Origin of the sequence: Phenylobacterium sp. (assembly GCF_036677185.1) — a bacterium.
Classification (GTDB): Bacteria; Pseudomonadota; Alphaproteobacteria; order Caulobacterales; family Caulobacteraceae; genus Phenylobacterium.
Map to the genome: position 1 here is coordinate 150,309 of NZ_JAKFEN010000044.1, position 11,399 is coordinate 161,707.

The following is an 11,399-nucleotide window of genomic DNA, read 5'->3' on the forward strand; positions in this document are numbered from 1 at the left end:
CGCCTTCGGCGGTCCCCCCTCCCCCGTAAACGGGGGAGGAAGGTTCCTACGGCAGCAGGATCTGCGAGGCGACCATGACCAGGCCGGCCGTGCTGACCAGCCAGACCAGCGAGCGGACCTGCGGCACCCCGAAGGCGTAGAGCGGCACATAGACCACCCGGCCCCAGAAATAGATCTGCGCGCCCAGGGCGGTGATCTCGTTGGCGCGGCCCGCCACGTGGGCGATCAGCACCGCGCCCAGGAACAGCGGCAGGGTCTCGTAGAGGTTGTCCTGCGCCCGGCGCAGGCGCTCGGCGCGGGTGCTCAGCGGCGGCATCTCGCCATCGCGCGGGCTGGTGTTCCACTTCAGGCCGTACTGGCTGGTCCTGGCGATATCGAAGAGCAGGACTTGCACAAAGGCCAGGACCAGGGTCCAGGCCGCCATCATCAGGTCGATCGTCATGTCGCACCGCCTCCCGTTCGGTTGTACCGGCGGGGAGGGTGAACAGGGTTACGCGGCGTCAGGCGAGAGCCATGGTCCAGCTTGGATGATGCGGCTGTGACAGGGCCGTGAGGGATGGCGCGGACGACGAACGGGCACTATGCCCCGTGGCCGAAGGAGACCGTCTTGCCCGCCGATGCCCCTGCCCACGCCGTGCTGCAAAGAAGCGGCCTGGGAATTCTGCTGCGGGTGATCGCCATGGCCTGCATGGCAGGGCTGGGAGCCCTGGTGAAGGCCTGCGCCGAGCGTGGCGCGCCCGTGCTGGAGATCATCTTCTTCCGCAACGCCTTCGCCTTCGTTCCGGTGCTGCTCTACGTCTGGAAGACCAGCGGCTTCTCGGTGTTGAAGACCACGCGCCCGCTCGGCCACGCCGCCCGCTCGAGCGTCGGTCTGATCGGTATGGTCTGCGGCTTCACGGCGCTTTCCATGCTGCCGCTGACGGAGGCGACGGCGCTGTCCTTCGCGGCCCCTCTGTTCATGACCGCCCTGTCGGTCCCGATCCTCAAGGAGCGGGTGGGCGCGCATCGCTGGGGCGCCGTGATGGTCGGCTTCGTCGGCGTGCTGATCATGATCCGGCCCGATCCGACCCACATGGCGACCCTGGGCACGGTGTTCGGCCTGGCCGGGGCGCTCGGCGCGGCCGGCGCCATGATCGCGGTGCGCGAGATCGGCCGCACCGAGTCCGGTCCGACCATCGTCTTTTACTTCACCCTGGCCGGCACGATGCTGGGCCTGGCGAGCCTGCCGTTCGGCGGCTGGGTGATCCCGGACACGACGACCCTGGTCATGCTGGTCTGCACCGGCCTGCTGGGCGGGACGGGCCAGCTCTTCCTCACCGAGGCCCTGCGCCGCGCTCCGGTCGCGGTGGTGGCGCCCTTCGACTACACCCAGCTGGTGTGGGCCGGCATCATCGGCTTCCTGGTCTGGGACGAGCTGCCCCGCCCGGCCACCCTGGCCGGCGCCTGCGTGGTGGCGGCCAGCGGCGTCTACATCCTGTTCCGCGAGACGCGCCGGTTCCGGGTCCGCTGAGACAACGGCGGTCACGCCGGAATTGTCCTTGAAAACAATATCTTGAACCCGTGAGTCTAGAGAAAAGCTCGCGTTGACAGACCCCTGTTACGGGAAGACTCTGACGTCATACAGCTGGGCCGCGCGCCCCCGGGGCAGGCCTGGCCTCACGGAGACAGCGCCATGTTCAAGGCAGTTGCGGTCGCGGGTCTGGCGGCCATAGGCTTCGCGGCGGCGGGCTCGACCCAGGCCGCGGTGACGGTGATCGGCGGCGGCCTCGCCGAGGCCTGCTCCCAGGCGGCGATCGGCGGTGAGAAGGACGTGAAGTTCCAGGATCTCTGCACCCTGGCCCTGGAAACGGAGTTCCTGAACGCCCGCGACCGGGCCGGCACCTATGTGAACCGTGGTGTCCTGAAGCTGCGCCGGGCGGCCTATCCCGACGCGCGCAAGGATTTCGACAAGGCGGTCAAGATCAAGCCGGACATGGGCGAGGCCTATGTGAACCGCGGCGCGACCTATATCGGCCAGCGCGACTACGCCGCCAGCCTGCCCGACATCAATCGCGGGCTGGAGCTCGGCGTCGATGAACCCGCCAAGGCCTACTACAACAGGGCCCTGGCCTATGAGGGTCTGGAGGACGCCAAGTCGGCCTATTACGACTACCAGAAGGCGGTCGAGATCAATCCGGAGTGGGCGGCCCCGCGCGAGCAGCTCACCCGCTTCAGCGTTTCGCGCCGGTAGGGAGCCCAACGGGAGCAAGCGCGTTTGAAATCCATGCGCCCGCTCCTCGTCGCCCTCGCGATCAGCACGGCCTCGACCTCGCCGGTCCTGGCCCAGGCCGATCCTGCCCAGCTCGCCCGCGAGAACGACCTCTGGGCTCAGCAGCAGCTGCAGAACCAGCGCGCCGTGGCGCTGGAGAACCAGATGAACGCCCTGGACGCCCGGCTCGGCACGGAGGTGCGGCTGCGTGAGCTGCGCGATCAGGCGCGCCGGCCGGCCATCCCGGAACCCCATGTTTCGAAGTCTGGCGCGGCTCTGAACCTGGGGCCGTTCCCGTCGATCCCGGATGAGGCCCTGGCGGCGTCCAACAGGCGCGTGCGTGAGGCCAGCCAAAACAAGCGCTGACAGGAAAGCTGACAGGCCGCATCCTCCGGCAGGGCTCGCGCGTCGAGCCATTCGCAGTTCAGGAGTTACGGGCATGCGCTGGCAGGGCGGTCGCCGCGGCGGCAATATCGAGGATCGTCGCGGCCTGGGCCCGGTGGGGGTCGGCGGCATCGGGGTCGGCGGGGTGATCCTCGCCGCCATCGGCTACTTCGTGTTCGGCATCGACCCGTCGACCACCATGGCGGTCGTCGAAGGCGTGGGCGGTCAGGCCCAGCAGGAGCAGGCCGGCGTTCGGGGCGCGCCCAGCGACGAAGCCGGCCAGTTCGTCGACGTGATCGAGGCCTCGACCACCGATGTCTGGACGCCGATCTTCGCCCAGAGCCGCCTAAGCTACCAGCCGCCCGCCGCGATCGTGATCTACAGCCAGGCCACCGGCACCGGTTGCGGAACCGGCCAGTCGGCGATGGGCCCGTTCTATTGCCCGGCCGACCGCAAGGTCTATCTGGACCTGAGCTTCTGGCAGGAGCTGGAGACCAAGTTCGGCGCCAAGGGCGAGGCGGCGCGCGCCTATGTCCTGGCCCACGAGATCGGCCACCACGTCCAGCACCTCACCGGCCAGACCGACCGCGTCGAGCGCGGCTCGCGCGGCGAGGATAGTTCGGCTGTGCGGCTGGAGCTGCAGGCCGATTGCTATGCGGGGGTCTGGGTCGCTCACGCCGCCGAGACCTCCGGTGGCCAGGTGGCGCTGGATCCCAAGGACATCGAGGACGGGATCCGAGCCGCCTCGGCGGTGGGGGACGACACCTTGCAGCGCCAGACCCAGGGCCGGATCATGCCCGACGCCTTTACCCACGGCACCAGCGAGCAGCGCATGCGCTGGTTCCGCACTGGGGTGCAGACCGGCGATCCGGGCGCCTGCGACACCTTCAAGGCCGCGCGGCTCTAGATCAGTTCCGGCACAGGCTCGAAGCCCAGGCAGACGGCGACGCAGCGCTTGGCCAGCTCGTCGGCGGCGTCGATCAGCGGCGCGCGGACGGCGGCGGGACTCAGCACCAGCGGCACCTCGGTGCAGCCCGCGATCACCGCCTCGGCGCCGTCGGCCACCAGCTCGGCGGCCAGGGCGGCCATCTCCGCCCCGACCTGGGCCGACCGATCGCCCGACTTGATCTGGTAGAGCAGGGCCATGAAGGCCTCCTGCCGCTCCGGGGGCAGGGTGACCAGGCCCATCCCCTGGGCGGCCAGGTATTCGCGATAGAGCTTGATGGCCGGCCGGGTGCCCAGCACCCCGGCCCGATGGGCGCCGGTGTCCCGCGCGGCGGCGGCGGCCGTGCCGATCATGTCGATCAGCGGCAGGCCCGAGGATCGCGAGATCAGGTCCGCGTGGGCGTGGGCGGTGTTGCAGGCGATGGCCAGGACGTCGGCCCCGGCCCCGTGCAGGGCGCCGGCCATCTCGGCCAGGACCGGGCCGGGCTTGGCGAAGGGATCGTTGCGGTCCGGCACCTGGGGATTGATGTCGACGATGGTGCGGATGTGGTCCTGGTCCCGCGCGGCCGGGGTCAGGGCCTGCAGTTTGGCCAGGAAGTCGAGGGTGGCGGCCGGGCCCATGCCGCCGAGCACGCCCAGGACCAAGCTCATGCCAGGGCGCCTTGCATCTCGCCCTGATAGCCGAACAGACCCTGGGCGCCGCCGGTGTGCAGGAACACCACCGTCTCGCCCTCGAACCGTCCGGCGCGGGCGAGGGCGATCAGGCCCTTCATCGCCTTGCCCGTATAGACCGGGTCTAGGATCAGGGCGTCCGTGCGCGCAGCCAGTTTCAGGGCCGCGATCACCTCGTCGTCGATCAGGCCGTAGCCGGCTCCGACATAGTCGCAGTTCGCCACGGTCATCTCGCGCGTGACCCGCTCCGGGTGGCCGAGCAGGGCCGCGGTCTCCACCGCCAGCTTGTGGACATTGGCTTCCTGGGTCTCCTTCGGCGCGCGCACGCCGATGCCCAGAACCGGAATGTCCGCGCCGATCACGGCCAGGCCCGCGACCAGTCCGGCATGGGTGCCGGCGCTGCCGGTGGCCGTGACGATCCGGTCGATCACCAGGCCTCGCGCATTGGCCTGGGCCACCAGCTCGATGGCGCAGTCGACATAGCCCAGTGCGCCCACCGCGTTGGAGCCGCCGCCGGGGATCACATAGGGCTTGCCGCCGCGCGCCCGAGCCGCCTCGGCGCTCCTCGCCAGCTCCGCGTTCATGTCGGTTCCGCCGGGGACGTTGCGGATCTCCGCGCCCATCAGCCGGTCCAGCAACACATTGCCCGAGGCGGTGTAGTCGGTCGCCTTCGAGCCCGTGCGCTCCTCCAGGATGACCTCGCAGGCCAGGCCGTAGCGGGCGGCTGCGGCGGCCGTCTGACGAACGTGGTTGGACTGGACGGCGCCCTGGGTGATCAGGGTGTCGGCGCCTTGGGCCAGGGCTTCGCCCAGCAGGAATTCGAGCTTGCGGGTCTTGTTGCCGCCACCGGCGAGGCCCGTGCAGTCGTCGCGTTTGACCCAGAGATTCAGCCCGCCCAGCTCGGCGCCCAGTCGAGGCAGGGGCTCCAGCGGTGTCGGCAGGTGCGCGAAGCGTTCGCGGGCAAAGCGGGCGAGATGCATGGGAGTCTCCTTGGCCGCGTGACTAGCATGCCGCCAAGGCGTTTTGCGACCCCGCCGCGCGCGGGCCTAGGGCTTCTGTTTGGGCGGCAACGCCGCGACCTCGGCTGGGGTCAGTTTGGTGAAGCTCTTGATGATGCAAGGGCTGAGGATCGGGCCGTGCTTCACCTTCAGATCCAGGTCGATCGGCCGGCAGATCAGATCCGAGCCGCTGCTGGGGCTCATCACCAGCGGGTCGCTGGACGACGATCCAGCCAGGCAGGACCCGTTCATCTCCCAGCGATAGATCGAGCCGTCGCCGGCCTCGATGTTCAGGGTCTTGGCGTCGACCCGCTTATGGCCGCGCAGCTGGCTCATCCGGAAGCAGTCGCGCGATGCCCCGGGCGCCGAGGGGGCCACGGGCTGGGCGGGGGCGGAGGTGGCGACCAGGGCGGCCGCGGCGAAGATGACGAGGATGGCTTTCATGGCGATCTCCTGATCGCGAAGCTTGAACCGTTTTTGGGGCGAGATCGCGGCCTTTTCGAACGGCTCGATCGGGCCTATGGTCGCCTCGTCCTCGGGGGGCCGCGCATGGGCGGCTGAGAGGCGGGCGAGCCCGCGACCCGTAGAACCTGATCCGGGTCATGCCGGCGAAGGGAACGGACCTGTCGTCCGGATTCCGTCGTCGCTGGCCCCCGCATAGGAGTCCGCCGGTGAACATCCAGACGCCCATCAAAGACGCCATCCCCACCGGCGAACGCCCCGGCTCGCGCAAGGTCTACCAGGCGGGCGTGCTGTGGCCCGACATCCGCGTCCCGTTCCGCGAGGTGGCGGTGCACCCGTCCGCCAACGAGCCGGCCCTGACCCTCTACGACCCGTCGGGCCCCTATACCGACCCGACCGCGAAGATCGACATCGACAAGGGCCTGTCGCGCACCCGCGAGCCCTGGGTGGTCTCGCGCGGCGACATCGAGATCGTCGAGACCCCCCGCGAGGTGAAGCCGGAGGACAACGGCTTCGCCAAGGGCGAACACCTGGCGCCGCAGTTCACCGCCCCGCGCCGGGTCTATCGCGCCAAGGGCGGGGCGGCGGTCACCCAGCTGGAATACGCTCGACGCGGGATCATCACGCCGGAGATGGAATACGTCGCCATCCGCGAGAACCTGCGCCGCAAGGAGAGCGATCCTTTCATCCGCGACGGCGAGGATTTCGGCGCCTCGATCCCCGACTTCGTGACCCCGGAATTCGTCCGCGACGAGGTGGCCCGCGGCCGCGCGATCATCCCCGCCAACATCAACCACACCGAACTGGAGCCGATGGCCATCGGCCGCAACTTCCTGGTCAAGATCAACGCCAATATCGGCAATTCCGCAGTGCTCTCCACCGTGGCCGACGAGGTGGACAAGATGGTCTGGGCCATCCGCTGGGGCGGCGACACGGTCATGGACCTGTCGACCGGTCGCAACATCCACAACATCCGCGACTGGATCATCCGCAACTCGCCCGTGCCGATCGGCACCGTGCCGATCTACCAGGCCCTGGAGAAGGTCAACGGCGTCGCCGAGGATCTGAACTGGGAGGTGTTCCGCGACACCCTGATCGAGCAGGCCGAGCAGGGGGTGGACTACTTCACCATCCACGCCGGGGTGCGGCTGGCCTATGTGCCGCTGACCGCCAAGCGGGTGACCGGGATCGTCTCGCGCGGCGGCTCGATCATGGCCAAGTGGTGCCTTTCCCATCACAAGGAGAACTTCCTCTACGAGCACTTCGAGGACATCTGCGAGATCATGCGGGCCTACGACGTGTCGTTCAGCCTGGGCGACGGCCTGCGGCCGGGCTGCATCGCCGACGCCAATGACGCGGCGCAGTTCGCCGAGCTGGAGACCCTGGGCGAGCTGACGCCTATCGCCTGGAAGCATGGCGTTCAGGTGATGATCGAAGGCCCCGGTCACGTGCCGATGCACAAGATCAAGGCCAATATGGACAAGCAGCTGGCCGTCTGCGGCGAGGCGCCGTTCTACACCCTGGGCCCGCTGACCACCGACGTGGCCCCCGGCTACGACCACATCACCAGCGCCATCGGCGCGGCGATGATCGGTTGGTACGGCACCGCCATGCTCTGCTACGTGACGCCGAAGGAGCACCTGGGCCTTCCCGACCGCGAGGACGTCAAGCAAGGGGTGATCGCCTACAAGATCGCCGCCCACGCCGCCGACCTGGCCAAGGGCCATCCGACCGCCCGGGCCTGGGACGACGCGCTCAGCCGCGCGCGGTTCGAGTTCCGCTGGGAGGACCAGTTCAATCTCGGCCTCGATCCGGAGACGGCGCGCGAATATCACGACGAGAGCCTGCCGAAGGAGGCCTTCAAGACCGCCCACTTCTGCTCGATGTGCGGCCCGAAGTTCTGCTCCATGAAGATCAGCCAGGAGATCCGAGACTCGGCGGCCAAGCAGAACGACGTGGCGGAGGCGGGCATGGCGGAGATGAGCGCGAAGTTCCGCGAGGCCGGCGGCGAGATCCAGGTTCCGGTGGCGCCGGCGGAGTAGCCTGCGCCTACGACCGCTTGCGACGCAGGCGTCGCCGACAGTCGATCCCTGGCGGGTGAGCGGAGGGCGGAACATGGCGCAGATCGAGGCCGGGGCGCGGCTGGCGGGGTTGGATCTCTCCAGCCACGACTTCACCGACGCCGATCTCACCGATGCGGTGTTCGAGGACTGCGCCTTCTCCGACGTCCAGTTCCAGGGGGTTTGCCTGCAGGGCGTCCGGTTCAAGGGCTGCCGCATCGTGCGGTCCCGCTTCGCCCATGCCGACCTGCGCGAGGCGGTGTTCGAGGACTGCGTCTGCGCCGACGACCAGGGCCATGTGGGTCCGCAGTTCGCCTTCTCGCGGCTGGAGGAGGCGCGGTTCGCCCGCTGCGACCTTTCCTTCGCCAAGATCGAGCGCTCGGCCCTCTATGGGATCGAGATGGACGCCTGCAACCTGCGCGGCGCGGTGTTCCTCAAGGCCGACTTCGGCCGGGCCTTCGGGCGCAATGTCGTCCGGTGGTCGGCCGCCCTGAAGGGCTGCAACCTGGAACTGGCCGACCTGACCGAGGTGCGGCTGCCCGACTGCGACCTCAACCGCTCAAGCTTTCGCGAGGCCCTGCTGATTGACGCCGACCTGGAGGGTGCGGACCTGCGCGAGTGCGACCTGTTCCAGGCGCTCATCGCCGGCGCCAAGCTCGCCCGCGCCGACCTGCGCGGCGCGGAGGTCAGCGGTCTCAACCTGCTGGAGCTCGCCAGCCGGGACGGAATGAAGGTGACGGTGGACCAGCAGTACAGGCTACTGAACGCCATGGGCGTGGACGTCCACGCCGAATAGTCAGTCCTCGACGCGGACCTTGGCGGCTTCCGGCTTCCAGACGCGCACGGCGACGGCGGCGGTGATCGAGGCCAGGACGGCGGTGATCGCGCCGCACCACTGAAGCGTGTTCATACCCTCGGCGGCGAACCGCCCCACGGCGGCGCTCACGGCGAAGACCAGGGCCGCGGTGCCCCACTCGGCGCCCCAGCTCGAAAACAGCAGCTTCAGCATGTCATCCCTCGGCATTGGCAGATGCGCCGGGGACCTAGCCGGGGAACCGGCCCCCTGGGAATGTGGCATGGGGTCGCCCTGCCGCTTGACGGTTTGTTAAGCCGCCGCCCGGCTGACCGCCTGGCTCTCGGCCACGTGCTGCAGGACGGCGAACAGCTTGGCCGCCTCGATGGGCTTGGGCATGTGCAGGTCGGCGCCTGCGGCGAGGCTGGCGGCCTGGTGCTCGGGCAGGGCGTTGGCGGTGAGCATGACTATGGGGGTGGCGATCCAGTTGCGGGCCCGCTCCCGCGCCCGGATCTCGCGCACGGCGGTCAGGCCGTCCATCACCGGCATCTGCATATCCATCAGCACCAGGTCGAAGCGCTGAGCGGCGAAGGCCTCGCAGGCCTCCTGGCCGTTCTCGGCGCAGACCAGGTCGACGTCGAACTCGGAGAACAACACCTGCACCACCTTGCGGTTGGTCGGGTGATCGTCGGCCAGCAGGATGCGCAGCGGCCGCTCGGGATCGGCGTCGCCCGCGGACTGCAGGGCCGGAGCGGTCGCGCGGCCGGCGGCGTCGGCCAGCGGCAATTCCAGCCGCACGGTGAAGGTGGCGCCCTCGCCCAGGTTGCTGATCGCGTCCAGCTCTCCGCCCATCAGCCCGACCAGCTGCTTGGCGATGGCCAGGCCCAGGCCCGAACCGCCGAACTTTCGGGTCACCGAGCCGTCGGCCTGCTGGAAGCGGTTGAACAGCCGCGCCTTGTCGGCGGGGTCGAAGCCGACGCCGGTGTCCTGCACCTCGATGCGCCAGCGGCCCGGACCCTCGGCCCGGACAGCCACGGCCACATAGCCGTCGGAGGTGAACTTAACGGCGTTGGAGACCAGGTTGGTCAGCACCTGCTTGACCCGCAGCACGTCGCCGGCGACGGCGGTCTCGGCGGCCGGGTCGATGTCGATGATCAGGTCGATGGCCTTGTCCTTGGCCCGCGCGCCCGCCAGGGCCGTGGCTTCGCGGATGGCGTCGGCCAGGTGGAAGGGCGCGTTCTCCATGCTGACCGCGCCGGTCTCGATGCGCGACAGGTCCAGCACGTCCGAAAGCAGGCGCTCAAGGGTCGCGCCCGAACCACGGATGATCCCGACCATCTCGGCCTGGGCCGGGTTGAGCGGCGTGCGCTCCAGGGCCTCGGCGATGGCCGAAACGCCATTGAGCGGGGTGCGGATCTCGTGGCTCATATTGGCCAGGAACTCGCTCTGGGAGCGGTGGCTGGCCAGCAGGTGGGCCGTGGCGCGGCGGGCGCGGACCACCATGACGGCGCCCATGGCCGCGAAGGCCAGGATCACCAGGGTCACGGGCACGATGGCGCGGCGCAGCAGGTCGGCTCCGGGACGCTGCGGCGCCCAGGTGACGACGATGGGTGGGCCCTCGAGGGTCTCCACCACCAGCTTGGCGCGTCCGCGCTCCACGCCCTGGTCGCCGACGCCGGTCTGCAGTTCGGCGAGTTGGAAGCGCTCCTTGAGGCGAGTCAGACCGCCCTTGCTCATGGCCAAGGCCATGACCACGACGGGCGCGCGGGGCCCCTTGGGCGTGACCGTGGCGAAGTCGGGCTGCACGAGGGTGGCGGTGACGAGATAGACCCTGCCGTCGTGGAAGACGAAGTCGCTGGACTGGATCGCGCGGGACACCAGCTTCATGGGCGCGCCCGGCTTATGCGGGGCTATCGGTCCGCGGCGGGCCTCGGCCCGTCGGACATCGGCGACCAGCCGGGCCGCGCCCTCGAAATGTCCGAAGGTGGCCGGCGACGCCGTCTCCCGGTGATGGCGGGCGTAGATGGGTCGATCCGTGGCGTCGAGGACGAAGAGCCGCTCGAAGTCCATGTTCTGGGCGTAATGGTCGTTGAGGTTCTGGGCGGCCCAGGCCGGATCGAACCGATTGTCGAGATTGACAACGGCCTCGTCCCAGTTGGTCTCGGGAACGATCGAGCGCTCGATCTCGGCGATGTTGCCGCTGATTCCCCGACGAACCAGATCCTCTTCGTGGGCGCGAACCCCGCGATCGATCTCGGCGGCCCAGATCATCAGGCTGCCGACGAACACGACCATGGCGGTCACGGCCAGCGCCACCATGGGCGCCAACATGCCTAACTCGGACTCGCGCCGCATATGTCGGGCCCCTACCCCGGATCTCGTGGCGGCCAGGATGTCGCAGGGGAGTTAAGGGAGCGTGTGGTGTCCGCCGCCGCACCGAGAAGGCGATTCAAGGCGTCGGACAAGACGACGGCGGCCCCCCGTCGCCGGGGACCGCCGCGTTCTTGCTAACCCGTCCCTAGAGGGTCGGCGGAATCGTCGGGTCCGGGACCTGCGGCGCCGGGGTCTCACTCGGGGCCGGGGCCGCGGGCTCGGCCGCGATGGGCGGCGCGATGATCGGGGCCGGCGAGGCGCCGGGCGTCTGGCCGGTCGCCGAGTAAGGGACCGGCGCGGTCGGCAAGGTGGCGCTGGCGTCACGCGACCAGGCGCAGGGGACCATGAGGCCGGCGCTCGTCGCGATGCCGTCGCGCAGCGCGTCGTAGACGGCGACGTTGGCCGAGTGGGCCAGCCCGAGGCCGTCACCGCTCACGATCAACACGCGGGCGTCGGGGCCGTAG

13 protein-coding genes and 1 riboswitch are annotated in these 11,399 nt (G+C 69.5%); of the genes, 6 read left to right on the top strand and 7 right to left on the bottom strand.

What is annotated here, in order from left to right; translation table 11 throughout:
* Positions 1-46: 46 nt before the first annotated feature.
* A complete protein-coding gene (locus V6M51_RS23755; protein WP_332770705.1) occupies positions 47-442 on the bottom strand; it encodes an MAPEG family protein in 396 nt (131 codons plus the stop codon).
* Positions 443-607: 165 nt separating this feature from the next.
* Here V6M51_RS23755 and V6M51_RS23760 point away from each other — a divergent pair, with 165 nt between their 5' ends.
* The 4 genes from V6M51_RS23760 (at position 608) to ypfJ (ending at position 3,539) form a co-directional block, all read left to right on the top strand.
* On the top strand, positions 608-1,510 hold the full coding sequence (locus V6M51_RS23760; protein ID WP_332770706.1) for a DMT family transporter: 903 nt from the start codon (positions 608-610) through the stop codon (positions 1,508-1,510).
* Between the two features lie 162 nt (positions 1,511-1,672).
* Positions 1,673-2,230 carry a tetratricopeptide repeat protein gene (locus tag V6M51_RS23765; RefSeq protein ID WP_332770707.1) on the top strand — a complete coding sequence of 186 codons (558 nt, stop codon included), beginning with the start codon at positions 1,673-1,675 and terminating at the stop codon, positions 2,228-2,230.
* 33 nt (positions 2,231-2,263) lie between these two features.
* Complete coding sequence (locus V6M51_RS23770) at positions 2,264-2,614, top strand: hypothetical protein (RefSeq protein WP_332770708.1); 351 nt, start codon at positions 2,264-2,266, stop codon at positions 2,612-2,614.
* A 73-nt stretch (positions 2,615-2,687) separates the two neighbouring features.
* A complete protein-coding gene (gene ypfJ, locus V6M51_RS23775; protein ID WP_332770709.1) occupies positions 2,688-3,539 on the top strand; it encodes a KPN_02809 family neutral zinc metallopeptidase in 852 nt (283 codons plus the stop codon).
* On the opposite strand, the gene V6M51_RS23780 is transcribed toward ypfJ, so the two are convergent.
* The 3 genes from V6M51_RS23780 to V6M51_RS23790 form a co-directional block, all read right to left on the bottom strand.
* The gene (locus tag V6M51_RS23780) at positions 3,536-4,228 is read right to left on the bottom strand and encodes an aspartate/glutamate racemase family protein (protein WP_332770710.1); all 693 of its coding nucleotides are present in this window, start codon (positions 4,226-4,228) and stop codon (positions 3,536-3,538) included. The genes ypfJ and V6M51_RS23780 overlap by 4 nt on opposite strands.
* Positions 4,225-5,229 carry a D-cysteine desulfhydrase gene (locus V6M51_RS23785; RefSeq protein WP_332770711.1) on the bottom strand — a complete coding sequence of 335 codons (1,005 nt, stop codon included), beginning with the start codon at positions 5,227-5,229 and terminating at the stop codon, positions 4,225-4,227. Before V6M51_RS23785 ends, V6M51_RS23780 begins: the two co-directional genes overlap by 4 nt.
* Before the next feature lie 66 nt (positions 5,230-5,295).
* Entirely contained in the window at positions 5,296-5,691 is a 396-nt protein-coding gene (locus tag V6M51_RS23790; protein ID WP_332770712.1) for a hypothetical protein, read from the bottom strand.
* Between the two features lie 82 nt (positions 5,692-5,773).
* Positions 5,774-5,882, top strand: a riboswitch (TPP riboswitch).
* 36 nt (positions 5,883-5,918) lie between these two features.
* Between V6M51_RS23790 and thiC the strand changes: the two genes are divergently transcribed.
* The gene (gene thiC, locus V6M51_RS23795; RefSeq protein ID WP_332770713.1) at positions 5,919-7,751 is read left to right on the top strand and encodes a phosphomethylpyrimidine synthase ThiC; all 1,833 of its coding nucleotides are present in this window, start codon (positions 5,919-5,921) and stop codon (positions 7,749-7,751) included.
* A gap of 73 nt (positions 7,752-7,824) precedes the next feature.
* Positions 7,825-8,565, top strand: a complete 741-nt coding sequence (locus tag V6M51_RS23800) for a pentapeptide repeat-containing protein (RefSeq protein WP_332770714.1) — start codon at positions 7,825-7,827, stop codon at positions 8,563-8,565.
* On the opposite strand, the gene V6M51_RS23805 is transcribed toward V6M51_RS23800, so the two are convergent.
* From V6M51_RS23805 to V6M51_RS23815, 3 genes are all read right to left on the bottom strand, one after another.
* On the bottom strand, positions 8,566-8,778 hold the full coding sequence (locus V6M51_RS23805; RefSeq protein WP_305673948.1) for a hypothetical protein: 213 nt from the start codon (positions 8,776-8,778) through the stop codon (positions 8,566-8,568).
* Positions 8,779-8,874: 96 nt separating this feature from the next.
* The gene (locus V6M51_RS23810; protein ID WP_332770715.1) at positions 8,875-10,893 is read right to left on the bottom strand and encodes a hybrid sensor histidine kinase/response regulator; all 2,019 of its coding nucleotides are present in this window, start codon (positions 10,891-10,893) and stop codon (positions 8,875-8,877) included.
* Between the two features lie 187 nt (positions 10,894-11,080).
* On the bottom strand, positions 11,081-11,399 hold a 319-nt coding region (locus V6M51_RS23815), incomplete at its 5' end, for a ChbG/HpnK family deacetylase (RefSeq protein WP_332770716.1).